The 25,550-nt window shown below is 73.2% G+C and carries 19 protein-coding genes; 12 read left to right on the plus strand and 7 right to left on the minus strand.

The genetic code is table 11. The features are described from left to right. Window position 1: 1 nt before the first annotated feature. The 3 genes from WME96_RS02725 to WME96_RS02735 all read right to left on the minus strand — a co-directional run bounded on the left by WME96_RS02725 (window position 2) and on the right by WME96_RS02735 (window position 3,712). Window positions 2-1,432, minus strand: a complete 1,431-nt coding sequence (locus tag WME96_RS02725) for a choice-of-anchor D domain-containing protein (protein ID WP_437288619.1) — start codon at window positions 1,430-1,432, stop codon at window positions 2-4. A gap of 61 nt (window positions 1,433-1,493) precedes the next feature. Further along, entirely contained in the window at window positions 1,494-2,735 is a 1,242-nt protein-coding gene (locus tag WME96_RS02730; RefSeq protein ID WP_437288620.1) for a serine/threonine-protein kinase, read from the minus strand. Beyond that, window positions 2,732-3,712, minus strand: coding sequence for a LysM peptidoglycan-binding domain-containing protein (locus tag WME96_RS02735; protein ID WP_437288621.1), 981 nt, complete (start codon window positions 3,710-3,712; stop codon window positions 2,732-2,734). The genes WME96_RS02730 and WME96_RS02735 overlap by 4 nt, the downstream gene beginning before the upstream one ends. Before the next feature lie 117 nt (window positions 3,713-3,829). Between WME96_RS02735 and WME96_RS02740 the strand changes: the two genes are divergently transcribed. The 3 genes from WME96_RS02740 (at window position 3,830) to WME96_RS02750 (ending at window position 5,618) form a co-directional block, all read left to right on the plus strand. Further along, entirely contained in the window at window positions 3,830-4,840 is a 1,011-nt protein-coding gene (locus WME96_RS02740; RefSeq protein ID WP_437288622.1) for an OmpA family protein, read from the plus strand. A gap of 237 nt (window positions 4,841-5,077) precedes the next feature. Next, window positions 5,078-5,329: an addiction module protein gene (locus WME96_RS02745; RefSeq protein ID WP_437288623.1), complete on the plus strand. Its 252-nt coding sequence runs from the start codon at window positions 5,078-5,080 to the stop codon at window positions 5,327-5,329. Continuing rightward, window positions 5,307-5,618: a type II toxin-antitoxin system RelE/ParE family toxin gene (locus WME96_RS02750; protein ID WP_437288624.1), complete on the plus strand. Its 312-nt coding sequence runs from the start codon at window positions 5,307-5,309 to the stop codon at window positions 5,616-5,618. Before WME96_RS02745 ends, WME96_RS02750 begins: the two co-directional genes overlap by 23 nt. A 15-nt stretch (window positions 5,619-5,633) precedes the next feature. Here WME96_RS02750 and WME96_RS02755 read toward each other — a convergent pair whose 3' ends face one another. Continuing rightward, window positions 5,634-7,145 carry a glycosyltransferase family 39 protein gene (locus WME96_RS02755; protein ID WP_437288625.1) on the minus strand — a complete coding sequence of 504 codons (1,512 nt, stop codon included), beginning with the start codon at window positions 7,143-7,145 and terminating at the stop codon, window positions 5,634-5,636. Further along, the gene (locus WME96_RS02760) at window positions 7,138-8,796 is read right to left on the minus strand and encodes a helix-turn-helix domain-containing protein (RefSeq protein WP_437288626.1); all 1,659 of its coding nucleotides are present in this window, start codon (window positions 8,794-8,796) and stop codon (window positions 7,138-7,140) included. Before WME96_RS02760 ends, WME96_RS02755 begins: the two co-directional genes overlap by 8 nt. 230 nt (window positions 8,797-9,026) lie before the next feature. On the opposite strand from WME96_RS02760, the gene WME96_RS02765 reads away from it, so the two are divergent. The 5 genes from WME96_RS02765 (at window position 9,027) to WME96_RS02785 (ending at window position 14,526) form a co-directional block, all read left to right on the plus strand. Further along, complete coding sequence (locus WME96_RS02765; RefSeq protein ID WP_437288627.1) at window positions 9,027-10,250, plus strand: DUF1015 domain-containing protein; 1,224 nt, start codon at window positions 9,027-9,029, stop codon at window positions 10,248-10,250. Between the two features lie 32 nt (window positions 10,251-10,282). After that, a complete protein-coding gene (locus WME96_RS02770; RefSeq protein ID WP_437288628.1) occupies window positions 10,283-10,720 on the plus strand; it encodes a rhodanese-like domain-containing protein in 438 nt (145 codons plus the stop codon). Between the two features lie 268 nt (window positions 10,721-10,988). Then, complete coding sequence (locus WME96_RS02775; RefSeq protein WP_437288629.1) at window positions 10,989-11,675, plus strand: glycosyltransferase; 687 nt, start codon at window positions 10,989-10,991, stop codon at window positions 11,673-11,675. A gap of 347 nt (window positions 11,676-12,022) precedes the next feature. Then, window positions 12,023-14,161: a HAMP domain-containing sensor histidine kinase gene (locus WME96_RS02780; protein WP_437288630.1), complete on the plus strand. Its 2,139-nt coding sequence runs from the start codon at window positions 12,023-12,025 to the stop codon at window positions 14,159-14,161. After that, the gene (locus tag WME96_RS02785) at window positions 14,158-14,526 is read left to right on the plus strand and encodes a response regulator (protein WP_437288631.1); all 369 of its coding nucleotides are present in this window, start codon (window positions 14,158-14,160) and stop codon (window positions 14,524-14,526) included. The genes WME96_RS02780 and WME96_RS02785 overlap by 4 nt, the downstream gene beginning before the upstream one ends. On the opposite strand, the gene WME96_RS02790 is transcribed toward WME96_RS02785, so the two are convergent. Both WME96_RS02790 and WME96_RS02795 read right to left on the minus strand, forming a co-directional pair. Continuing rightward, window positions 14,514-15,401, minus strand: a complete 888-nt coding sequence (locus WME96_RS02790; protein ID WP_437288632.1) for a squalene/phytoene synthase family protein — start codon at window positions 15,399-15,401, stop codon at window positions 14,514-14,516. The two genes, WME96_RS02785 and WME96_RS02790, sit on opposite strands and share 13 nt — an antisense overlap. Window positions 15,402-16,408: 1,007 nt before the next feature. Beyond that, window positions 16,409-20,341, minus strand: a complete 3,933-nt coding sequence (locus tag WME96_RS02795) for a serine/threonine-protein kinase (RefSeq protein WP_437288633.1) — start codon at window positions 20,339-20,341, stop codon at window positions 16,409-16,411. 666 nt (window positions 20,342-21,007) lie between these two features. Here WME96_RS02795 and WME96_RS02800 point away from each other — a divergent pair. From WME96_RS02800 to WME96_RS02815, 4 genes are all read left to right on the plus strand, one after another. Continuing rightward, complete coding sequence (locus WME96_RS02800; protein ID WP_437288634.1) at window positions 21,008-21,538, plus strand: hypothetical protein; 531 nt, start codon at window positions 21,008-21,010, stop codon at window positions 21,536-21,538. A gap of 336 nt (window positions 21,539-21,874) precedes the next feature. Then, window positions 21,875-23,020 (plus strand): hypothetical protein, encoded by a 1,146-nt coding sequence (locus tag WME96_RS02805; RefSeq protein WP_437288635.1) that lies wholly within the window; start codon window positions 21,875-21,877, stop codon window positions 23,018-23,020. 148 nt (window positions 23,021-23,168) lie between these two features. Further along, on the plus strand, window positions 23,169-24,698 hold the full coding sequence (locus WME96_RS02810) for a PLP-dependent aminotransferase family protein (protein WP_437288636.1): 1,530 nt from the start codon (window positions 23,169-23,171) through the stop codon (window positions 24,696-24,698). A gap of 108 nt (window positions 24,699-24,806) precedes the next feature. Next, on the plus strand, window positions 24,807-25,280 hold the full coding sequence (locus WME96_RS02815) for a hypothetical protein (protein WP_437288637.1): 474 nt from the start codon (window positions 24,807-24,809) through the stop codon (window positions 25,278-25,280). Window positions 25,281-25,550 lie beyond the last annotated feature (270 nt).

Below are 25,550 nucleotides of genomic sequence, written 5' to 3' on the forward strand. Positions count from 1 at the left end.
CTCAGGCCACGCGGCGCCGGCGCCGGAGGCCGCCCGCGAGCGCGGCGAGCGACAGCCCGGCGGCGGCCCAGGCGCCGCCGCCCTGCGCGCCGGCGGCCGCGCGGCAAGCGCAGCCGCCGTCCTGCGCCGCGGGCTCACCGCTGTGCGGCGGCTCTTCCGGCCTGTCGACGCCGACGCCCCTCACGAAGATCGCCTGCTCCGGGGCGTCCGGATCGTTCGACGCGAAGAGGACCGTCGCGGTGAACTCGCCGGCGGCCTTCGGCGCGAAGCGGATCGCGAAGTCGACCGCCGTCTCGGCGTCGACCTCGAGCGCGGCGTCCGCGAGCTCGAAGCTCTCCGCGTCGCCCGCCGTCACGGCGACGTCGAGCAGCGCCTCCCCCACGTTGGACAGCGTGACGAACTCCGCGTTGGCCTGCCCCACCTCCACCGCGCCGAAATCGATCTCCTGCTTGTCCAGCGCGAGGTCAGGGAGCGGCACGTGGACGCGCTCGCTCTCGAAGCGCCAGGCCTGCTCGGTGAGCGGGAAGGCGAGCGGGATGTCGGCGATCGGGATCGACCACTCGCGGCCCAGCAGGCTGACGCCGAACGCGGGGATGAGGTGGAGCGTACCCTCGTAGCGCACCGAGCCCTCGGGGCGCACGTTGAGCTCGACCGACGGGCCGCCCAGGTACTCCGTCGAGGACGCGCTCTGCTCCGGGGTGATGTCGCCCCCGCTCACCGTCGCCTGGTCGAGCGTCTCGACGGCCACGCGGTGTGTCGCGTAACGCGCGGTGACATCCATGGCGACGTCGAGCTCGAACCTGCCGTCGATGCCGGGGATCGATCCGATGATGTCGGCGAGGGAGACGGACGCGAGCCGCTGCACGTCCGTCGAGCTCGCCAGCGTGACGCCCGGATCCCAGCCCCAGGCGTCGAACTTGTCGCGGGTGTGCACCTGGAAGTCGATCTGCGGGACGTAGGGGATATCGCCTGTCCAGTCGAAGTCCTGGCCCAGGACGGAGATGCTGATGCGTCCCTCGGCGCTGACGTCGAGCCCGTAATCGCAGGCAAACACGCCTCCGCCCGGGTCGCCGGGGGCGGTGAGCGAGAGCGCCTCTGGCCACGACGCCTCGAGCGCGCCGCTCAGGGATACCTCGGTATTCGCGTAGACAGCGGCCCGTAAGCTCACTTGCACCGGTGAGCTCGGCGGAATCCAGCCCGTCTCGAAGTCGAGCTCGAGCGGGATGGCGTCTCTGCGCTGGAAGGTGACCGGTCCCCGCTTGCAGAACAGCGGGTCGTCGGGGCACGGCGCGGCGAGCGAGTCGTAGGCCGAGGCCGCGGCGGGGGCGAGGAGGGTGAGCGCCGCGGCGGTGCCGCGGAGAGCGCGCGCTCGACGGCGCCGAGCCGAGGAGAAGGCCGCGAGGACAGCGTCGCCGAACAGCAGGGAGCGCATGATCGCGATTATCGCGATCCGCGCGCTCCACGTCATCACCGCATTCCAGGGCGGGGCGCGGTCAACGTGCCCCGATCAGCGTGCCGACCGCGATTCCGGCGGCGGCGCAGAGAATGGCCACCAGGGTCCAGAGAATGCGCTCGCGCGAGGAGGCGCCCGCCCTCGCCGCGCTGTTGCCGGACGCCTCGTTGAACACCGCAGCGCTGGCCTCGGGCAGCACCTGGACCACCGCGCTCTCCCGGGACGGGGGGAGAAGCGCGACGTCCGGAATGGAAACGTCGTTCTGGGCGGCGGCGTGGTCCAGGCCGGTTTGCTCGAGCTCCAGCTCGGTGATCGAGTCCGCGTCGTGGAGGCTGGCGAGGCTGGCGCGGGAATGGCCGATGAAGCGCCGCTCGCGGCAGGCGCGCAGGGCGTCGGCGAAGGCGCGGGCGCTCGGGTGCCGTTCGGCCGGGTCCTTGGCGAGGGCCCTCAGGATGACGGCCTCCAGGCCGGCCGAGATGAGCCCGCCGTGCTCGCTGGACCGCGGCGGCAGCGGCTGCTCGGCGATCTGCGCCGTCATGACGGCGATGGGCGTCCGCTTGCTGAACGGCACGGCGCCGACGACCATCTCGTAGAGGATGCAGCCGAGCGCGTAGACATCGCAGCGCGGGTCGACGTCCTCTCCGCGCACCTGCTCCGGCGCCATGTACTCGGGCGTGCCGAAGATCATGTCCTGCTCGGTGAGCCCGGTCGTCATCAGCTCGCCGTGCACGACCTTCGCGAGCCCGAAATCGACGACGCGGACGCGGCCGGCGAGCGGCGACGGCGCGACGCCGTCGGTCCCGTCCGGCGGCGCGGCCGGGCGGTCGATGAGCACGTTGGCCGGCTTGAGGTCGCGGTGGATCACGCCCGCCGCGTGCGCGGTCTCCAGCGCGGCGCAGATCTGCACGGCGATCTCGATCGCGAGGTCGACCGGGATCGGCGCGCGCTCCTGCAAGAGCTCCTCGAGGGAGCTCCCGTCGATGTGCTCCAGCGCGATCGCGAGGAGCCCGTCCTCCTCGACGAAGTCGAGCATCCGGACGACGTGGGGCCCCTCGATCCGCCTCAGGATGGCGGCCTCGCGGTGGTAGCGCCGGAAGATCTGGGGCGTGCCGGAGAGGTGCTTGTGGATCACCTTGAGCGCGACGCGCCGGCCGTCCTCGTCGCGGGCGGCGCGGTACACGACGCCGGACGCGCCCTCGCCGATGACCGACTCCACCGTGTACCGCGAGGCGACGCGGTGCCCGGCGGGCAGGCGCTCGGGCGCCGGCTCCGGGGAGATCACCGCGCGATCCCCGCGTCCGCGGGGGGCGGCGGCGCGGGGTCCGGGGGCGGGGGCCCGAGGTGCAGCTCCGTCGACGAGGTGCACGCGCCCACGATCTTGGGGCTCAGCTCGATGGGGTCGAGCCGCGCTGTCGGATCGGACTCGCGCCACGCGGCGCAGGCGGTCTCGGCGAGCCCGGTCGCGTCGAGCGCGACGTACGCCTCGAGCAGGTGCCGGTGCACCGTGGCGATCTGCATCCGGGCGAGGTCGCCGTAGCCGAGCAGGCGGTTCGCGCGCGCCACGGCGTCGATGTAGCGGCCGCTCCGCACGTCGCTGGCGAGCTGCGGCAGCTCGGCGTCGACGCGGCGCTGGGCCTCGCGCGCGCGGCCGGCGCCCTCGGAGCGCACCAGGGCGCCGGCGCTCGCGGCCTCGGCCTTGCCCTGCGTCGTGAGCGGCAGGTCGGTGAGCGGCACGAGGATCACCATGCCGCGGTGCAGGTTGTCCTTCTTGAGGTGGTTGTACTTGTGGAGCATCCACGCCTTGTCCCGCTTGCCGAGGAAGCGGTAGGCGATGGTGAGCAGGTTGTCGTTCTGGCCGACGACGTACCGCAGGTTGTACGGCACGATGATCTCCATCCCGTCGGTCGGCTCGATCCAGGGCATGGTGTCGTTCGAGAGCGCGAGGACGTCGCTCCGGTCGGCGGCGCCGAGCAGCCGCTCCGCGAGGTTCGCCCAGGTCTCGCCCGCGGTGACGCGGTGGTGACCGAGCGCGGGCACCTCCAGCCGGAGGCCGGGGATGATCGGGACGCCGGCGCCCGCGTCGAGCGCGTTGGCGGCGACGAGCACCTGCTCCATCTGCACGCGCCCGTAGGTGCGCTCCGCGATCTGCGCGAGCGTCTCCCCCTCGCGGACCACGTGCGGGAACGCCGCCGCGGCGCTGCCCGCCAGCGTGATCGCGGCCAGCGCGCCCGCGGAAAACCAGGTTCGCCCAGAGCTCACGGGCCGAGGGTACCAGGGGTTCGTGGCGCTGCGCGATGGGCTCGCGCGGCGCGGCAGCGCGGGGCGCGCCCGCAATTTCGTCCTGCCCGCGGTTTCGTGCCAGAGTCGGCGGGATTCATGAGACACACGACGATGGCCGGCACGATCCCGGCGTGGTTCTCGCGGCGCTCGCCCGCCGCGGCGCGGTTGCTCGCGGTGGGCTTGCTCGGGCTGGCGACGCCGGGCTGCCTCGTCCGGCAGGAGCTCTACGACCAGGCGCGCGCCGAGACCCGGAGAGAGCGTGAGGAGGGAAACAAGGCCAGGGCCGAGGCCCAGACCGCCCGCGCCGAGGCGGCGCAGCGGTCGGCGCAGGTCGCCGCGCTCGAGGCAGAGCTCGGGCGCCTCGAGGACGATCTCCGGGCGCGCGACCTCACGCTGTCCGAGGCGACCACGGCGGAGGCCGGGCTCGTGCGGCGGCTGGACGAGCTCGCCGCGATGAACGAGGAGCTGTCGGCGCGGCTCCGGAGCGCCGGGCAGAGCGTGGGCCAGCTCGCGAACGAGCGCGGCAGCCTGTCGGCCGAGCTCGCCGAGGCGCGGGCCAAGGTCGACGAGCTGCGCCGCCAGCAGGCGGCGGCCGAGGCGCGGGCGGCGCAGATGCGCGACCTCGCGAGCCGGTTCCAGGCGATGGTCGACGACGGGAAGGTCCGCGTCGAGATCCGCGGCGGGCTGCCGCTGCTCGAGATCTCGAGCGACGCGCTGTTCGACGCCGGGAAGGCCGAGGTCAAGCCGGCCGGCCGGAAGACGCTGGCCGAGATCGCGGGGGTGCTCCGGACGATACCGGATCACAGGTTCCAGGTCGCCGGGCACACGGATGACAAAAAGCTGAAGAAGAATGCGCGGTTCGCGTCGAACTGGGACATCTCGGCGGCGCGCGCGGTGGCGGTCGTCGAGGTGCTCATCGAGCGCGGGATATCGCCACAGCGCCTGTCCGCGGCCGGACACGGGGAGTTCGCGCCGGTCGTGTCGAACGCGGCGGAGGCGGGGCGGGCGAGGAACCGGCGTATCGAGATCGTCCTGCTGGCGGAGCCGCAAGAGGCGGGGAAGACGGGGAAGGCGCCCGGCGAGACGGGGGCGGCGGCGGCGCCCTGAGGGCATGAGTCTGGCGGGCGGTGCTTCGGTGGAAACGGAATCAGCGCTGGCCAGCACGACAATGCGCCCGACAGACACCCTTCCTGGCCTGGTGCTCGGTCGGGCGCTGGCAGGTGCATTGAATCACCGTCAGCACAGACGACGTCCGTGAATGCGGAAACACCTCGCCGCCCTGGTGAGCGGGGAGGCTCGGCGGCCAGCGAAGGTGGTGAGCTCTGGGCGTGGTATGCTTCGCGGATGTCGACCGAAGAGCTCCTGGCGCAGATCCTCCGGCTACCCCGCCACGAGCGAGCTCGGCTCGCAGAGGAGCTGCTTTCCAGTCTGGAGGAGACGGACGACGAGGAAGTTGCGGCGGCGTGGGCGAGCGAGCTGGAGCGCCGATCGCGCGAGGTCGCGGAGGGCAACGTCCAGACGGTGGACTGGGGCTCGGCGCGAACGGAGCTCTTGATGGAGCTCGAGATGCGTCGTGCGCGTCGAGCTGCATCCTGAGGCGCGCGCAGAGCTTCGCGCCGTCGCTGTCTGGTACGATGAGCGGCGCCCCGGGCTCGGCGACGAGTTCGTGGACGAGGTATCGTCGATCATCGCCAGGATCGGAGAAGCCCCTGGGACTTTTCCGAGGTGGCCCACGACGTCCCCCGCTTCGGTGCACATCCGCAGGGCGGTTCTCGGCCGTTTCCCCTATGTGATCGCGTTCGAGGTGCACGCCGAGCGCGTGCTCGTGCTGGCGATCGCGCATGCAAAGCGCCGCCCGCTGTACTGGCTCGCTCGCGCCCTTTAGAACCGCCCCGTCGACTCACGGAGCGTTCGACCGTACCGCTGCGCCCGCTGGCTCCCCTCGCCGCAGCGCGCACGCCGCGAGGACGCACAGCGCGGGCGTGACGACCATGTGATAGCGGTCCTCGCCGAAGAACACCGCGTGCGTCAGCGCGACCGAGGCGACCGCGAACGCGAGATAGCCGACGACTCCCCCGTTCGCGGGGCGGCCCGGCAGCGGCAGCGCGGCGATGACCGGGATCGCCACGGCGAGCGGCCAGAAGGCGTGATCGTCGCCGAGCACGCCCCACGCGATGAGCCCGAGCACCGCCGCGAGCGCCGCGAGCTGCGCGACGAGCGCCCGCCACGGGCGCAGCCGCGGGAGCGCCACGACGCCGAGCGCCGCGACCGAGAGCAGGCCGAGGTGCGACGCCGTGAGGACCAGGCGCCCGGCCGCGCGCCGCTCCTCGGGCCACGCCGCGGGGTTCGCCTCGCCCAGGTAGCCGATGGGGAATGACTCGTGATCGAAGGTGAAGCTCAGCTTCTTCGGGATGAGCGCCAGCCAGCGGACGGGATCGTCCTTGATCCACTTCAGCCCCTCGGCCATCCAGCACCGGTCCTGGGCGACCTGCCCGCGCGCGATCGGGCAGCCGTCGCCCGCGCGCAGCGTCTCGAAGCGCCCCGTCGCGCGCGGGAACGCGCCGATGGCGAGGTTCCAGCCGCCGTTCGTCGAGACGAGCGCGCAGCCGTCCATCACCCGGCAGTTCCGGATCGTCCACGGGGCCACGACGGCGAGGGCCGCGGCGACCGAGAGCGCCACGGCCAGGGCGCCGCGCCTCCACGCGCCGAGCCCGGAGGCCGCCGCGTGGCCGGTCCGCGCGCCGGCGCTGCCCGGGCCTCGCAGCGCCAGCAGCGCGAGCGCAGGCGCGCAGAGCAAGCTCTGCGGCCGCACCAGCGCCGTCAGGCCGAGCGCCGCGCCCGCGAGGAGCGCGCCCCGGACCAGGCGGCCGCGCGCGGCGTCGCGCGCGAGCAGCCACGGCGCCGTCACCAGGCCGAGCGCCGCGAGCGGCTCGGTCATGAGGAGCGCCGCGTACACGATGAGCCCCGGCGACAGCGCCGCGAGGAGCGCCGCGACGCGGGCGCGCGCCGGCGTGGTCGCCTGCCGCGCGAGGCGATGGACAACGACGACGAGCAGCGCGCCGGCCACCGCGTTCGCCACCGTCGCCACGTGCGGCCCGGCGCCGAACAGCTTGTAGACGAGGCCCAGGAAGCCGCTGTAGCCGACCGGGTAGTGGCACCACGGGTGCCACACCGGCTGGCCGCCGACGATGAGATCGTCCGAGTAGCCGAGGCCGGCGGCGATCCGGCGCGCGCCGAAGTCGTAGTAATGGCCGTCCCACACCGGCTCGCGCGCCCACGCGAGCGCCACGTAGAGCCGCGGCAAGAGCGCGAGCACGAACGCGATCGCCGAGAACCCGAGGTCCCCGCCGCGGCTCGCGGGATCGCGGCCGGCGCGCGCCGCCTCGGCGCCGGCCGGCGCCGCCTCAGCCATGCTGCTTCGCGCGCGTGCCGGCGGAGATCTCGCGCAGGCGGCGCATGTAGGTCTTCGCTACCTGGGCCGGATCGAGCCGCAGGTACTTGGCAATTTCCTGAACGAATCCCTGTACATAGACGGACGCCGGCAGGTCGCCCATCGACTCGTTCTCGATCGCCTGGAGGTGCGCCAGCGAGATCTTCGTCCGCTGCGAGATGTCGGTGAGCTCGACGCCCTGCGACTCGCGCACCTTGCGCAGCAGCGCGCCGCTGAACTGCGTCTCGGCGTTGATCTCGCGCGCGAGCTCGGCCTGGAGCATGGCGAGCTCGGCCGCGACGGCGGAGTTCTCGGCCCGCGCCGGGCCGAGCGGCGTGCGCGGATCGTCGGGGTAGGTCGACAGGTCGTAGGCGCGGCGGCGCACCGGATCGAGGAGCGTGTCGTGCGCCTCCTCGATGCGCGCCTGCTCCTTCTGGAGCACCGCGGGGCTGAGCACGCTGACCACCGGCAGGCTCCCCTCGCGGTAGATGTCGCGCTGCCGCTTGTAGGCGCGCCGGATCTCGTCGTCGGCGGCCGTCCGCGCGAGGCCGAGCGCCTCGTAGAGGGTGGCCGGCGCGGCGCTCTTCGCGGCGGCGGCGAGGGCGCGCGCGTGCGCCTCGGCCGGGCGCGAGTCGCGCGCGGCGAGCAGCGCGAGGATGCGCCGGGCCACGCGCTCGAGGTTGCGCGCGCTCTTCGACGTCGGGCTGTCGATGAGGAGCGGCTGGCGCCGCCGCGCGGTCAGCCACACCGCGTCGTCGTGCTCGATGTGCCCGAGGTAGTCGAGGGAGATGCCGAGGAAGCGCTGCGACACGGCGCTCATCGCCGGGCCGAGCTCGAGGTCGGAGCGGTGCCGCGTCTGGCTGACCACGAGGTGCGGCGTCACCCGCGGGAGCTGCGCGGCCGCGAGCGACGCGACCCCCTCGTCGAACCGCTTCACCTCCATGATGAAGTCGCGCGGCGTCGCGAGCGCCGGGAGCGACGCGGCCACCTTCTCCACGAGGCGGATCTTGAAGCGCTCCTTCATGAGCGCGCGGCGCAGGGTGCGCTGGTAGAGCGCGCGGCAGAAGCGGTAGGCGTGCTCGACCGCGAGCGGCTCGGGGGTGGTGACGCAGATGCCGACGTCGGCGTGCAGGAAGAGGTCGAGCGTCGAGGAGCCGGTCGCCGCGCCGAGGCTGACGATCACGTAGTCGACGTCGAGCTCCTGGATCATCTTCATCCAGTAGGCGGCGCGGCTCGGCCGGAGCGGCGTGGCGGTCATCGGGTCGTACGCGGTCGGGACGAGCCGGAGCCCGGGCACCGTTGTCGCGATCGGCTCGGCCTTGCCCTCCTCGATGTCCTCGCGCGTGACGAGCGGCGGCGCCTCGATCCCGAGCGCCGCGTGCAGCCCCGGGCTGTAGGCGTCGGTGTCGATGATGATCACGTCGCGGCCGAGCTGCGCGAAATACACCCCCAGGTTGACCGCGAGCGTCGCCTTCCCGACGCCCCCGCGGCCGCCCCCGACGGCGATCACGCGGCGGGAGCGCGACGTGGAGAACGAGGGGACCTCGCCCGGCAAGGCGAGGTCGTCGTCCGACGAGCCAGGCGGGAGCGTCGAATAGCGGGACGGCGGGTAGGACTCACCGGAGCTGGACAAGGTTCCTCGTGATGCGGTGTGCGGTGTGCGGTCTCGAGACGCGGCGCGGCGAGCTGCCCGCCTCGTGGGAGCGGGCGCGTCCCCTCCTAGCACGCGCCGCGCGCCGCCATCAGCGTCGCCGTCGCCGCGGCCCCGCGCTGGCCGGCGCGCGGCCGCCCGCCTCGTTCGCCGCGGCGCCTGCCGTCAGAGCCGCCTCGACGCGCCCCGGCCGCTGGGGTAGGCGCTTCGCCGTGGCCACCGTCCGACCCTTTCGCGCTTACCGACCTCCCCAGGCTCACGCGGCCCGCGTCGCCAGCCCGCCGTACGACGTGATCTCCACGGCCGAGGCGCGCGCCCTCGCGGCGGGGGGGCTGCACAGCTTCCTGCGCGTTTCCCGCCCCGAGATCGACCTGCCCGAGGGGACCGACGAGCACGACGACGCGGTCTACGCCCGCGGCGCGCAGAACCTCGCCGACCTCATCGCCAGCGGCGATCTCGCGCAGGACCCGGAGCCGCACCTCTACCTCTACGCCCAGAAGATGGGGGATCACCGGCAGATCGGCGTCGTCGGCTGCGCCTCGGTCGCGGAGTACGAGCAGGACGTCATCAAGAAGCACGAGAAGACGCGCCCGGACAAGGAGGACGACCGCACCCGCCACATCGAGGAGCTGGGCGCCCACGACGAGCCGGTCTTCCTCACGTACCGCGCCGACCCGAGCATCGACCGCGTGGTCGCGCAGGCCACGCAGTCGCCGCCCATCTACGATTTCACGACGGCCGACGGCGTCGAGCACAGGCTCTGGGTCCTCGGCCGCGCGTCGACCGCCGAACTCGAGGAGCGCTTTCAGCAGATCCCGACGCTCTACGTCGCCGACGGCCACCACCGCAGCGCCGCGGCGGCGCGCGTGCACCGGAAGCTGCGCGGCGACGGCGGCGAGCACGACGTGTTCCTGGCCGTCGTCTTCCCGCACGACCAGATGAACATCATGCCGTACAACCGCGTGGTGCGAGATCTCGCCGGCCGCAGCGTGGAGGCGCTCCTCGCCGCGCTCGGCGAGCGGCTCGAGCTCGCGCCGGTCCAGGACGGCGCGGCCGCGACCCCGGCAGGTCCCAAGGCCTTCGGGATCTACCTTGGCGGCCGCTGGTACACCGCCCGGGTGCGCCCGGGGTCGTTCGACGCGAAGGACCCGGTGGCCTCGCTCGATTGCTCGATATGCCAGGACCAGATCCTCGGCCCGATCTTCGGCGTCAGCGACCCGCGGCGGGACAAGCACGTCGATTTCGTCGGGGGCATCCGCGGCGTCGCCGAGCTCGAGCGGCGCGTCGACTCGGGCGCGTTCACGGTGGCGATCCTCCTCTACCCGACGCAGATCGGCGAGCTGTTCGCGGTCAGCGACGCGGGGCTGCTCATGCCGCCGAAGAGCACGTGGTTCGAGCCGAAGCTCCGCAGCGGGCTCTTCGTGCATACGTTCTGACCAGCGCGCCCCGCCGGGGGTAGACTGCGCGCATGGCGGACATCAAGCGCGTATCACCCGAACAGGCAAAGAAGCTCATCGAGGAGGAGGGGTATCTCTATCTCGACGTCCGGAGCGAGCCCGAATACGCGGCTGGCCACCCGAGCGGCGCCCACAACGTACCGCTCCTGCACGCCGGCCCCGGCGGCATGAAGCCCAACCCGGACTTCCTCGACGTTGTCTGCGCCCTCTACCCCAAGGACGCGAAGATCATCGTGGGCTGTCGGTCCGGGCAGCGCTCGATGCGCGCGGCCGAGGCCATGGTGTCGGCCGGCTACACGGCCGTCATCGACCAGCGCGCCGGCTTCGACGGCCCGCGCGACGCGTTCGGCGCGCTGACGGAGCGGGGGTGGGGGCCGGCCGGGCTGCCGGTCGAGACGACCACACCGGGCGCGTCGTACGCCGAGCTCCGGCAGAAGGCCGGCAGATAAACGACCCACCGGGTAGCAGCAGGCGACGCCTCGGGCCCGCAGGGGGTCGCGAGGCAGCGCCGGGCGCATCGCCGCGGCCCCCAGCATATTGCCGCAGCCCTGAGCGCATTGCCGCAGCCCTGAGCGCACTGCCGCAGCCCTGAGCGCACTGCCGACAGCCCTGAGCGCATTGCCGACAGCCCTGAGCGCATTGCCGCAGCCCTGAGCGCATTGCCGACAGCCGCGCCTTCCGCTACGAACCGGCGTGCTCCACGGTGCACGTGTCGCAGTGGTCATCCCCGCGCGGGACGAGGCGCGCTGGATCGCCGAGGCGGTAGGGGCGGTCCCCGCCTTCGTCGACCACGTGATCGTCGTGGACGATGCCAGCCGAGACGGCACCGCCGACCTCGCGCGCGCGGCGGGCGACGAGCGCCTCGAGGTGGTCACGCACCCCGCGTGCCGCGGCGTCGGGGCGGCGATCGTCGCCGGCTACCGGCGCGCTCGCGCCCTCGGCGCGGCCGCCGTCGCCGTCATGGCCGGCGACGGGCAGATGGACCCGCGCGACCTCCCGCGCGTCGTCGCCCCGATCACCTCCGGCGAGGCCGATTACGTGAAGGGCGATCGCCTGCGACACCCGGACGTGTGGCGCGTCATGCCCCTCCAGCGGCTCGCCGCGACGGCGGCGCTCGCCGCGCTCACCCGCCGCGCGGCGGGGCTCGAGGCCCTCTCCGACAGCCAGTGCGGATACACCGCCATCTCGGCGCGCGCGCTCGACGCGCTCGATCTCGACGGGCTCTGGCCCCGCTACGGCTACCCGAACGACCTGCTCGCCGCCCTCGCGGCGCGTCGCCTCCGCGTCCGCGAGGTCAGCGTGCGCCCCGTCTACCGCGGCGAGGCGAGCGGCCTGCGCGCGCGCCACGTGCTCACCATTCTCTTCCTCCTCGCCAGGAGCGTCCTCAGGCAGCGCCTGAGTTGATCCAGGAAACACAGGCTGACCACTCTTGGTCATCGCCGGGAGCGTCCTAAGGCAGCGCCTGAGTTGAGCCGGGAAATACAGGCTGACCAGGCCAGGACGGAATGTGTCAGTCGAACGAATCGACACGACGGGCCGCGCAAATCGGTCGACCAACTCACGGGTTGGTTCCATAGCAAGGCTGGCCTGGCGACCTGACTCATCGACTCGTCGCCGAGGGCCCCGCAGGCGCGGACCCCAGGGCCATGCTTCAACCGGTGGGGGTGACGGACGTGGCGATCAGCCGAGCCGCCTGGTTCAGAGTCTGGAATCTGGGGAGGGCGCGGACTCCCTCCTTCACGCCCCGGGTCGTGGCCTATGCGTTCGGCATCGAGCTGCCGTATAGCCTGCTTGTCCCGGTCGCTCACCTGCGGCTGCTCGGCGTCGTGGACTCGCATGTCCAGGCGCGCATGCTCGGGCTGATCGGGCTCCTGTACATCGTCAAGACAGCGGGCCTGATCGCGCTGCTCGTCCACATGCTGCGCCCGATCGAGCGCCTGCGGCGGTATGCCGTGGGCCACCCCCTCCGCAGCGGCGCGGCCTTCGAGGAGACCGGCGGCGGCGCGGCGCCCCCGGAGGATCTCATCCTCGCCGCGGCGAACGCCGCCTACGACACGCCGCTCTCGTTCGCGACGGTCTGGTCGGTCTCCTGGGCGCTCCTGTACCTGCCCGTCACCGTGGCGTTCTACTTCATCGCGCCCGACCAGGCCCCGATCGGCGTCCAGCGCGGCATCGCGCTGGCCCTCTTCGCGCTGGCGCTCTTCGCGGCCGCGCTGCCGCTCGCCTACAGCATCCTCGGCCGCCTGCTCTCGCCCGCCGCCGGCGTCATCTCGCTCCTCGCCCGCGAGCGCGGCCTCTCCGTGCCCGGCAAGGGCTACTCGCTCGCGGTCCGCCTCGTGATCCTCGGCGCGTGCCTCGCCATCGCGCCGACGAGCTGGATGGCGGCGATGGTGCTCGGCGAGACGGCGGTGCCGGCCAGGCCCGGCCTGAACCTCACGCTCGCGATCTTCTCGATGGTCGCCGTCACCTGGGCCCCCGTCTGCGCGGGCTTCCTCGCGGGCGCCCTGGCCGGCCCGTTCCAGCAGGTCGCCGCGGTCATCCAGACCATCGTCCAGCGCGGCGAGGTCGACCGGCTGGAGCGCATCCCCGTGTACTTCAAGGACGAGATCGGCGCCCTGGCGGGCGGCGTCAACGCCATGGTCGATCGCCTCGAGGAGTCGTCCCGGCGCATGCGCAGCTACCTGGCGGAGCGCGAGCGCCTGCTGCAGGACGCGGCGCAGCGCGCGGCGCAGCTCGGGGCCGTGCTGGACAACCTCGTCGAGGGGGTGTTCGCGTGCGACCGCCAGGGGCGGCTGACGATGCTCAACGCGTCGGGGCTCAGGCTGCTCGGCCTGTCGGGCCGCTCCGAGCAGGTCGGCCGCATGGTCGAGGAGGTGATGGACCTCAGCCGCATGCGCCACACCGACGGCCGGCCGTTCACGCGCGACGAGCTGCCCATGGTGCGGGCGCTCGCCGGCGAGACCATCGTGCAGGAGGAGCAGGTGCTCGCGAACGGCCGCGCGGGACGGGACGTCTTCCTGCGCACCAGCGCCGCGCCGATCCGCAGCGAGAACGGGGCGATCCTCGGCGCGGTCACGGTGGCCCGCGACGTGACGGAGCTCATGGAGCTCGACCTCGTCAAGGACCAGTTCATCCGCGTCGGCGCGCACGAGCTCAAGACGCCGGTCGCGATCATGAAGGGCTACGCGCTCGCCCTGCTGCGCAACACGAACGACCTGCCGGCGCCCCGCCGCAAGATGCTGGAGGCGATCGACCGCGGCGCGGACAGGATCAACCGCATCGTCGACGACCTCCTGGCCATCTCGCAGGTCTCGCTCGACGTCCTCCACGTCTCCGAGGAGGACGTCGATCTGAAGGAGCTCGTGAAGCAGGCGGTCGACTGCGTCGCGAAGTCGGCGAGCCGCCACCGCGTGCGGCTGTCGGTCGACGCCGAGCGGCCGACCGTGGTGCGCGCCGATCCGGAGCGGCTGCGCCAGGTGCTCGCGAGCCTGCTCGACAACGCGGTGAAGTACTCGCCGGACGGCGGCGACATCGACGTCCGCGTCGCCGTGGCCGAGCGCGCGCCGGCGTCCTCGCAGTCGCTCTGCGACGCCGCGCTCTTCTCGCAGCGCCACGGCACGTCGCCGGGCTTCGAGGCGGTCGTGTCCGTGCGCGATCAGGGCGTCGGCATCCCGGCGCACAAGCAGGCGCGGATCTTCGAGCGCTTCTTCCGGGCGCACACGGACACCCGGCACGACTACGGCGGCATGGGGATCGGGCTGTTCCTTGCGAAGGACATGATCGCCCGCCACGGCGGTCGCATGTGGTTCGAGAGCGAGGAGGACAAGGGCAGCACGTTCTATTTCACCGTTCCACTCCGCAGCGAGGCCCCCGCGGTCGACCGACGATGAGCGACAGACATGCAAAGACGGTGCTCCTGGTGGAGGACGACGCGGACCTCGTGGCGCTGGTCTGCCTCGTGCTCCAGGAAGACGGCTACCGGGTGAAGATCGCCTGCAACGGCCGCGAGGCGCTCGCCAAGCTGGAGAACGACATCCCCGATCTCATCCTGCTCGACATGAAGATGCCGGTGATGAACGGACCGGAGTTCGCGCGCGAGCTCGAGGTCCGTCACGGGCGGCAGGCGCCCATCATCGTGCTCACCGCCGCGGCGGACGCGCACCGGCGGGCGGCCGAGGTCGGCGCGGACGCGTGGCTGGGCAAGCCGTTCGACCCGGACGCGCTGCTCTCGACGGTGAGGCGTTACACAGGGTGAGCGCGCGGGAGCTGCCGGCGCCCGGCGAGGTCGCGCCGCACCTCGGCCCAGTACCGCGCGGGGAACCGCCGGTAATCGAAGCCGGTCGCGCGGAACACGCGGGTGACGCGGGCATATCGGCGCAGGCTCCAGGCTCGCATGATCTCGAGCGAGGGATGGAGGCCCCGCGCCTCGATGAACGGCGCTGCCCGCGCGTAGAGCGCCGGCATGACCTCATCGAGCCACGATCGCATCAGGCGCTCGTATCCGGACGTACCGACGCAGCGCCCGGAGATCACCTGAGCGCGCGTGACGCCATGGCGCGCGAGCTCCTCCTCGGGCAGGTAGCAGAGGCCGCGATCGGCGTCCTCCTGCATGTCCCTGAGGTTGTTGAAGAACTGATCGAGCCGTCCGAACTCCCCGGCTGCGTCCCAGTGCTCCATCGTCAGGAACGGAACGAGCTGGAAGATGTGGCCTGACAGCCGCATCAGCATCGTGTCGTGCTCCTTCATCGTGCGGATGAGGAGGCCAGGGGCGTGGTAGTCGGCGAGGGCGAGCAGGTAAGCGTCCCAGGCGGCGAGCGAGCGGCTCTGGATGTCGTCTGCCTCACGTGGCTCGCGCGCGGCGCCTTGATCTGGTGCGCTCGAGTCGCGGAGCCACAGCGCGCGGATGGCCGAGAGCTCGCTCGCGAAGGGGCAGCTCGGATCGACGAAGCCGCGTGAACGGAGCAGCCTCCACGCCTCCATGAACCGGCTGAAGCGCCGCTCGTGAGGCTCGATGCGCTCGTTCTCGGCCAGACGGTCGACGATGCGGATCCAGCGGATGCGGTCGAGCCACGCCTGCTTCACGTCGGGGTCGAGGCCGAGCACCCAGGCGGCGTTGTCCTCGTCCTTCAAGGCGTCGTCCGACAGGGCGCGATAGTGCGATGAGCCGACGACCGCTGAGATGGGCTGGTAAGCACTCCTCTCCGACACCGGCGCCGCGGCGGGTACGCAAGGCAGTCGAGGGGAGGTGGGTTGAGTAGGTTTCACGAGATCGCGTGCCGCCGTTGATTGTGCCTGTCGCCGGTGTCGCCCTGCGCTCGCGTGCGGTCATTGACAATGATGGCTGTTGCCCATCCCGAGGATCCGGATCGCCTGCGCACGCGACGACGCGTTGTCCGCGGTCCGGTAGAACTTTCCGCTCCTCCCCGAGATGCAAGCTGACGCCCGCTCGCCTTCCTTTATGAGACCTTATAGTCTCCCAGTCGACGCGGAAATTCGTCGTCCAGGGCACGGGCGCCGCGGAGAATGCATGGATTCCTTGCGTGATTTGCCGGTGCGCTGCGGCCACGCCGTCAATGAGCGTCGGTGTATACCCCGGGCTGATACGTTGTCCAACGGATAAAACCGAGGCTGGCTCGGCGTTTTTGCCGCTTCATGATCTGTCGCTGCGCTCCCCCTGGTGTCCTGGGCAGATGGGTTTTCCGGAGTTCCTGGTGGATACCGCAGCGCAGCGGCGCTGCCGGCGCGCCAGGCCGCGCGACGCCGCGCGACGCCGCGTGAACGCCGCCCGGTGAATCCCTGTTTCTCGTCCTTCTCGTGCGCAGTCTTCCGCGGCGCGCGGCGCGATTCGGGCGCTCCGAGAGGCGATCGGCGCGATGCTAGACGATCTCGAGCGCTGAATGATTCAGCGCTTGTCGTCGTACCGTGGTGAACGCGGCGAATCTGTGGCTGTGATCACCACCTGAAGCCGCCATCCACGCTCGGCGCGTCCACGGAATATCCGCTCCAGACACAGAGATGAAGGAGATGCCCAAGCGAGCTGCGCCCGGCGCTCTCGCGCGGGCGGACGCGGACGGGCCCGGACGTGAGCAGCACCACGCGGGAGCCGGACGGCGCGCGGCGCGTGGCGCCGACCCGGGCTACCGCTCGCGCAGGCGCTCCACGCGGTCGCGCCAGTACTGGAGATCGAGCGTCGAGAAGAGCGCGGCGGCGCGCGCGATGTGGCGCCCGCGCTCCGGATCGCGCCGCGCGAGGTGCCGCGCGAGCTCGAAGCGGGCGCGCGCCTCGTCGACGGGCAGTCCGCGCGCCAGGGCCTCGCCGATCGCCGCGGCCCAGAGCCGCCTGCCGCGCGCGCGGCGGCCGGCGAGCCACGCGGCGAGGCCCCGCAGGCGGAGCGACGTCGAGCGGCCGAGCGGGAAGATGCGCGCGTACCGGCCCAGGGCGCGGCACGCCTGCGCCGAGAGCCGCGACAGGTCGCGCCGCTCGGTCGGGCTCCCGGCGTCCTCGAGCAGCGAGAGCAGCACCTCGCACGTCGCCGCGTAGCCGTACAGGCAGTGATAGCCGGCCGGCTGCCCGCCGCAGATCAGCCGGAGTGTCCGCTCGGCGGCCGCGCGCGCCTCGCCGCGCGCGCCGCAGAGCAGGTGCCCCAGCGCGACCTGGCCGTGCGTGATCTGCTGCGAGTGGTCGCCGAGCCGCTGCACCTCGGCGGCCAGCTCGTCGAAGATCGCGACCGCGCCCTCGCCGTCGCCGAGCAGCAGCCGGCACTGCGCGCGGCCGCTCTCCGCCCAGATGTGGCCCTGCGCGTTGTCGCTCCGCCGCGCCGCGACCGAGAGCGCGCCGTAGCGGTCGAGCGCCTCCATCCAGCGGCCCTCGGTGTGCGCCACGCTGGCGAGCAGCGCGATGCACTCCTCCCTGCGGCGGCGATCCTGCAGCGCCTCCGCGAGCCGCTCCGCCTCCGTGAGCAGCGCGCGCGCGTCGCGGCACCGGCCCTCGCCGAGCGCGGTCAGCCCGCGCAGGCACGACACGAAGGCGACGCCCCGCGGATCGTCGAGCGCCGCCGCCGCCTCCGTCGCGCGCGCGGCGTAGGCGTCCACGACGGCCTTCCACGGGACGTACCCGAACGCGACGCTCAGGGTCGCGTAGCCGCGCGCGAGCGCGAGCGACGGGCCGAGGCGCGCCGCCGCGTTCGTCGCGGTCAGCGCGGCGAGGAACGCGCGCGTCGGCTCGTTGCGGAACAGGTACGTCTCCGACAGCTTCTCCGCCGCGAGCGACGCCTCGGCGAGGCGCTCGCGCTCGCCTTCATCCCGCGCGCGCGGGATGATCGGCACGCCCGCGACGTGCGCGAGCTGCAGCCCGAGCTGCCGCAGCGACGCCGTCATCGGGCGGAGCCGCTCCCGGAGCGGCGCGCCCCGGCCCGCCGCGCGGAGCCACGCCGCGTCGTCGCGGGAGAGCCGATCGAGCGCCGCGGCGCAGTGCCGCTCCGCGCCGAGCAGGTCGCCGAGGTTGTAGTGGGCCTGGCCGAGCCGCCGCTCCCAGCGCGCGCGCCGGAGCGGCGGCGCGCGCTTCTCCGGCGGGAGCGCGCCGTCGAGGTCGAGCGCCCTCGTGTAAAAATCCACCGCGTCGCCGGACGCGCCGGTCGCGAGCGCCTGGGCGCCCGCCTTGTCGAGGTACTCGAGCGTCTTCTCCACGGCGCCCGCGATCGCGTGGTGGTGGGCGAGCATCGGGTACGACAGCGCGAGGTCCGGCGCGTCGTGGTGCCGCTGCTCGATCGCGCGCGCGGCCGCGGCGTGCAGGGCGCGCCGCTCCGGATCGGGGATGCCCGCGTAGACGGCCTCGCGCAGCTTGTCGTGCACGAAGCGGAGCTGCCCGGGCTCGGTCGCCTCGAGCACGCAGCGATCGGCGAGCTCGGCGAGCGCGTCCATGGCCTCGACCTCGGCGAGGCCGGCGGCGCCGAGCAGCAGGCGCTCCTCGAGCTCGCGGCCGAGCACCGACGCGAGCCGCGCGAGCGCGAGCGCCCCCTGGCTCAGGCCCGACAGCCGGCGCGCGACGAGCTCGCGCAGCGAGCCCGGCAGCGGCAACGCCGCGGGCGGCTGGCTCGCGCGCGCGGCGCGGGCGAGCTCCGCGGCGGCGCCCTCGGCGCTCGCGCGGATCCGCCACACGTAGCCCTCGTCGCGGTAGATCATCCGCTCCTGGATCGCGGTCCGGAGGTACTCGGCGACGACGAACGGGTTCCCCTCCGACTGCTCGAAGAGGTACCGAACGAACGCCTCGGGCGGCTCGTCGAGGGCGAGCATGTCGCGCACCATCCGGCCGACCGACGGCCGGTCGAGCCGCCCGAGCGCGATGCGCGAGGCCCACGGCGCCGCGAGGAGCGACGCGAGGGCGGGGGACGTCTCCTCGGTGCGGTAGGTGCCGAGCAGGACGACGGGGTGGGCGGCGAAGTAATCGGCGTCGAGGTGCTCGAGGACGCCGCGCGAGTTCTCGTCGGCCCACTGGAGGTCGTCGAGCACGAGCAGGACGGGCCGCGTCGCCGCGAACGCGGCGAGCGTGTCGGCGAGCGCGGTCCGCAGCCGGTAGCGGGCCGCGTCCGGGGGCAGCTCGGGCGGCTCGGGGTAGCGCTCGTGGCCGCGGAGCTGGGCGAGCGACGGCTCGTACGGCGCGAGGACCCTGCCGCGCGGGCCGAGCAGCGCGTCGTAGCCGCCGGGCCCGAGCTCGTTGCACCGGTCGGCCACCGCGAGCAGGAGCGGGCGGAACGGGTGCAGCGGCGCGGCCTTGACCGCGCCGGCGCGCCCGGCCGCCGCCGACACGGCCGCGCACGCGCCCGCGACCACGGTCATCTGGATGAGCGCCGCCTGGTGCGCCGCCTCGACCGCGAGGCGCGTCTTGCCGACGCCGCTCTCGCCGCCCACGAAGACGAGGCCGCCCTGCCGGCGCTCCTGGGCGCGCTCGAGCGCCTCGCCGAGCTGCCGCAGCGCCTCGCCGCGCCCCGCGAGCCGCGGCCGGTAGAGGTACGGCTGCGCCGCGGGCGCGCGCGCCTCGCCGCGCGGCGGCGCGTCGTCCGCGCCCAGCCTGGCCAGCGCGGTCGCGACGTCGTCGGCGTAGCCGAGCCGCTCCTCGGGGCGCTTCTTCAGGAGCCGCGCGATGAGGGCGTCGAGCTCGGGGGGGACGTCGGCGACGAGCTCGGAGGCCGGGAGCGGCTCGGCGTAGAGGTGCATGGACAGCACGACCGAGCTCGAGTCGCCGAGGAACGGGACCGCCCCGGTCACGGCCTCGTAGAGCATGCAGCCGAGCGCGTAGAGGTCCGCGCGCGCGTCGACGAGGTCGCCGCGGATCTGCTCGGGGGACATGTAGTCGGGGCTGCCCATCAGCCGGCCGCCCGGCTGGAGCTCGTCGCGCCCCTTGTGGCCCTCGAACTGGAAGGCGAGGCCGAAGTCGAAGAGCACCGGGGCGCCGTCCTCGCGGATGAAGACGTTGTCCGGCTTGAGGTCGCGGTGGACGAGGCCGCGGCCGTGGACGTACGCGAGCGGCCGGCAGATCGCGCGCAGCAGCGTCAGCGCCTGCCGGAGCGCCCCGCCGGCCGCGCGGTGGAACGGGCGCGGCGCGAACGGCTGGTACGAGCGCGGGACGATCGAGACGGGGGCCATCTCGGCCGTCGCGGTCGCGGCGCTCGCCTGCGCCTCGTACCCCTCGGACACGCTCACGGTGGGCTCGCTGTTCATGCTCGCCCGGCCGCGCCAGCGCTCCTGGTTGTGGTCGCGGAGCGTGCGCCCCTCGAGCAGCTCCATCGCGTACCACGGGATCCCGCCCTGGATGCCCTCGTCGAGGATCCGCACGACGCCCGGGTGCTCGACGCCGCGGAGCGCGTGGATCTCGCGGCGGATGCTCGAGACGAGGCTCTCGTCGCCCACGGAGACGGTCTTCAGCGCCGCGAGCGCGCCCGTGGCGCTGTGCTGGGCGCGGTAGACGACCCCCATCCCGCCGCGGCCGAGCGGATCGAGCACCCGCCACGGCCCGACGGAAGCCGGGACGTCCGGCGAAGGCCTGGCCTGTGACGAGCTCGGCGTCGTGATCATCTGGGGACCGAGGCGTCCCTGGCCTGGGCCGGGTTCCGCTCCAGGTGGTAGGCCCGAGGCGAGCTCCCCACATCGCCGCTGAGGCTGAGTACATCCACCCGACGGCCTGCCATGATGTCACGGAGCGGCCGACCGTACAACAAGTCTGTATCGAGCTCCGGTCATCGCACGTACGCCGCGTGAAGGGCTCTTTCACCGACAGGGGACCACACGCGACGCGGCGTGAGAGTGGCTGTCTTCCCGCGGACGGCGGGTCGAGGCGCGGCGCGCGGGCGGCGCGTGCACGGGAGCGAGCGCCCGGCGGAGAGCGCGCCTCGGGCGTTCCGGGGCGCGAGGCGCGGTGGAGCCGGGACTCGGCGGAGCGCCGCTCCGCCGCCAGCGTGAGCCGCCGCCGGCGGCGGGCGGCGAGCCGCGAATTCGCGGCGAGGCTGGCGGCGCGGCGCTCGGGCCAGAACGTCTCGATTCGTCGGCGCGCTCGGCGCGCCAAGAAAGGTTTGCTTTCCCCGCTTGGTGGATCCGGCATCTCCGATGGGATTGTCCTGCTTCGCCGGGCGCGCGGCGCCGCTGCGCGGTCCGATCGTGCACAGCTGTGCTCGCGGTACATGCCTTGCTCCCGAGTGCCGCCACGGCCGCGCACGCGGCCGGACTTAGAAAGGGAGACAACGAATGAAGCGTACGATTCATCTCGGGGCCCTTGTGACCGTCCTGTCCCTCGCCGCGTGCGGCGGCGAAGGTCCAGACTCCGCCCCGACGGACACCGCCATGAGCAACAAGCAGCTCAAGGATCTGACGGCCGATGACGTCCGGTCCACGTGCGAGTCGCTCGAGGCGAGGGTGAAGCTCTCCAAGGAAGACGCCTGTGAATACCTCGGCCTCATGGCGGCTCCCGCCCTCGGGAAGCCGTGCGGCACGCTGAAGGACGAGTGCATCTCCGCGGCCGACGGGTCGACCCAGGGGCAGGCCGTCGACGGTGACTGCTTGCCTCCGGACGAGCAGCGCGCGGGCTGCACCGCCACGCTGGCCGAGTATGAGGTCTGCCTGCTGGCCCAGACCCAGATGATCCGGGCGCTCACGTGCGACTCGACCCTGACCTCGCTGGACACCGCTCCTCCGGATTGCGACGTGGTGGCGCGGAAGTGCCCGCAGATCATCGCCACGGACGACGAAGGCGAGGGGCACGGCACCGAGAATCCTTGATCGCGGCGCGGCGGCGCGGCTGATGGAATCGGCGCGGAGAACGCCGACTGAACGCCGACTGAACGCCGACGGATGAACGCCGACGGATCGCCGCCTGAACGAATTGCGGGTAGGCGCGTCACGGCCGCTCAGCGGCCGTGAGCCCCCTTGTCCCACCTCCGTTCGCCTGGATCTTTCGATTCCCACCGATATTCGCGCTCGTCCGCGCCTCCGGCGGCATCTCGTCGTATGATGGGCTCCGAAGCCGGGGCGCCCGGGGAGGTTTCGGCCTCGGCGCGCCGGCTCGAGCGAAGTCGCGGCTCCCGCCGAGGGTTCGCTCGAACCGAGGAGGATTTCATGAAGATCACCAAGCTTTCCGGAGTGTTTGCCATGCTGCTGATCGCCGCCGCGGCTGGATGCGGCAAGGGCGAGCAGCAGGTCGAGGCGAACGCGACGGCCGAGGTGACCGCCACCGCCGAGTCGGCGATCGGCGAAGGCGCCTATGTCGAGGAGCACGAGAGCGGCAAGGCCGCCTTCAACGTCGCCGCGGACGGGAACGTCAAGGCGGCCGTGACCGGGCCGGACGGCAAGCCGATCCGGGAGGACGTCGGCGGCACGCTGCTGTGGAAGGACGCGTCCGGCGAGGAGAAGACCGTGCCCCTGACGCTCGACGCGAAGACCGGCCTGCTGGTCGCCGCCGGACCCAAGCTCGAGGCGGACCTCACGCAGATCGGCTACACGCTGAACGTCGCCGGCAAGCCGTGGAGCGGCACGCTGCACGTCCCCGCCGGCGGCACCGCCGAGCTCCACGCCAACGCCAAGGGCGCGGCGGATCTCGGGCTCCCGGAGGGGAAGCTCGGCCCGCACGGCGGGCGCATCGAGATCGTGGGCGACGACCGCCTGGAGCTCCTGGTCGACGAGGCGACCGGCGAGGTCCGCGTCTACGTGCTCGACGTCGACCTGAAGCCCGTCGACATCGGCGAGCGCAAGGTCACGCTCGGCGTGGTCGCCGATGCGCCGCAGGTGGTCGTCCTCGCGCCGGTGGCGGCGACCGCGACCGCGGGCGTGGCCGCGGGCGCGTACCTGACCGGCAAGCTCGCGCTCGCCGCCGATCCGCTGAAGGTGACGATCGCGGTGCGCAACGCGGGCCGCTCGGCGGTGGCCCTCTGCGGCTACCGGGCCGGGGCGGCGTTCGCCGTCCACGCGCACGCCCCGCGCGTGAAGGTGCGCATGAAGACCGACTGGCACGCGCACGCCCACGCGCACGCCGACCTGAAGGCGAAGGCCGACATCGACCCGAAGGTCCACGTCCACGCGGCGTCCGGCGCCGCCGCCAGGGCCAACGCGAAGGCCAACGTGCACGTCAAGGCGCCGAGCGTCCGCGTGACGCCGCCGAGCGTGAACGTGCAGATCAAGGCGCCCAGCATCTCGATCCCCAAGCCGACCTTCAAGGCGTCGGCGTCGGCCCGCGCGAGCGCGGGCGCGAAGGTCGGGACGCGCTGACGCCTGCGGGGGAGGGGGCCGGGCGGCGCGCGTCGCCCGGCGGGCCCTTCCCGAGACGCTCCCGGGGCGCGGAGGAGACCGACCTCCGAGGCTGCCCTGGTCGAGCGGATGGATCCACGATAGATCCACGTCGGAGAGCGCACCGTTGATGCGGAAGACCTCGGCGAGGCGCCCGGGGCGGGCCTCTCCGCCCGCCGGCGCGGTGACGGCCGTGGTGCTCGATCCTGCATCGAGCGCCCCGCTCCACCGGCAGGTCTACGAGGCGCTGCGCGGCGCGATCTTCGCCGGGCGGCTCCGGTCCGGGAGCAAGCTGCCGTCGACCCGGGCCCTCGCCGCGCACCTTGGCCTGTCGCGCAACACGGTGCTGGGCGCGTACGCGCAGCTCCTCGCGGAAGGGTACCTGCGCGGCCGGATCGGCTCCGGGACGTACGTCGCCGACGCGCTGCCGGAGCACCTCCTGCTCGCGCGGCGCGAGCCCGCGCCGCGGCCGGCGCCCTCGCCGGGCGGCGCCGCCCTGTCGAGGCGCGGCGCCCTCGTGGCGAGCGCGGCGTCGCCGTTCCGGCGCGCCTCCTCGCCGCCCGGGCCTGCTGGCCTGGCGTTCCAGGTGGGCGCGCCCGCGTACGACGCCTATCCCGCCGCCGTCTGGGGCCGGCTGATGAGCTGGCGCTGGGACCGCTCGTGGCGGGCGCTCTTGCCGCGCCACGAGCCGCAGGGGTACGCGCCGCTGCGCCGGGCGATCGCCGACTACCTCGTCACGGCGAGGGGCGTGCGGTGCACGCCGGCCCAGGTCATCGTGGTGAGCGGCGCCCAGCAGGCGATCTCGCTCGCGGCCGAGGTGCTGCTCGATCCAGGCGACCCGGTCTGGGTCGAGGATCCGGGCTACACCGCGGCGCGCAGCGCCCTTGTCGCGGCCGGAGCGATCCCGGTCCCGGTCCCGGTGGACGGGGAGGGGCTCGACGTGGCGGCGGGCGCTCGATCTTCGGCCTCGGCGCCGGCCCGGCTCGCCGTCGTGACGCCGTCGCACCAGTTCCCGCTGGGCGTGACGATGAGCCCCGGGCGCCGGCTCGCGCTCCTCGACTGGGCGCGGTCGTCGGGCGGCTGGGTCTTCGAGGACGATTACGACAGCGAGTTCCGCTACGCGGGCCGCCCGCTCGCCGCCCTCCAGGGCCTGTCGCCCGACGCGCGGGTGATCTACGCGGGCACGTTCAGCAAGGTGCTCTCGCCGTCGCTGCGGCTCGGCTACCTCGTGGTCCCGGAGGCGCTGGTCGACGCGTTCGTCGCGGCCAAGGTGCTGGCCGACGTGTCGTCGCCCCCGCTGGAGCAGGCGGTCCTGGCCGACTTCATGGCCGAGGGGCACTTCGCGCGCCACGTGCGCCGCATGCGCGTGCTGTACGAGCGGCGCCAGGCCGCGCTCGTCGCGGCGGCGGGGCGGGAGCTCTCGGGGCTCCTCGAGGTCCCCGCGGCGCCCGCCGGCATGCACCTCCTCGGGTGGCTGCCGGCCGGGCGCGCCGACAGCGCCGCGGCGGAGCGCGCGGCCGCGAACGGCGTGCGGTGCGTCGCGCTGTCCGAGCTCCGCGTCGACACCGCCGGCCGCGGCGCCCTGCTGCTCGGCTATGCCGCGGTGCCGGAGGACGAGATCGACGAGGGCGTCCGGCGGCTCAGGGCGGCATTGCGCTAGCCTGTGTCGAGCAAGTCAAACGATGCACAGGAACCGTGAGGCGCAGGCGCGGCCCCGCCGCGGGCAGGCGCAGGCGCGCCCGGCCGCGGGCGGTGCTACGGTTCCCGCATGACGAGCCGCGCCGCTCCACCGCTCCGCCTCGCGGACCTGTCCCCCGAGACGATCGCAAGGCTCAAGACCTTCCGGTACGACCGCATCATCGAGAAGCACGAGGGGCCCGAATCCTGGGAGTGGTACCTCCGGGATCCGAGCGAGCGGCCCTCGTGGCTCCCGGAGCCGGTGTCTCCGGACATCGAGGACGACTACAAGCCCGATCCGGCAGAGTTCCTGCAGATCGCAGGCCATGACGTGCTCTTACCGGTGGGCCGGTCGCACCACCCGAACATCACCGTCCTGCGCACCATCATCGGAGACGAAGGGAAGAGCCTGACCCTCTTTCTGAAGGACACGACCTACGTCGACGATCCGAAGCTCGAGTTCTTTTCTGCAGGATTCCTGGCCGTGTGCGATCGTGTGCCGGGCGAGAGATTCTATGTCGCGCACGTGTTCCATGAGTGGTTCATGATGGCTCCGAACGGTTGAAGGCGGCCGGGGCGCGCGTGCCGCCATGGGCATGCTCGCCGCCTGTGTCGTGCCTGTCAGGCGACTGGGCTCCTCCTTGCGGCGAACCGGACGAGGCTGCCCGGAGCCAGCGCAGCACCTCGCTCGCCGGCGTCGGATCGGGAGCCCTGGCGCGCGGCACGAGCGCGAGCGCCCCGCGCGCGGTGGATCCAGTCGATCGGGGCGAAGTGGCTCTCGTCGCGGCGCCGCGCGCCATCTAGAGGGGGGCTGTCGCGCGCGGCGTGGCCGGCG

Source organism: Sorangium sp. So ce406, assembly GCF_051474675.1.
Taxonomy (GTDB): Bacteria; Myxococcota_A; Polyangia; order Polyangiales; family Polyangiaceae; genus Sorangium; species Sorangium cellulosum_G.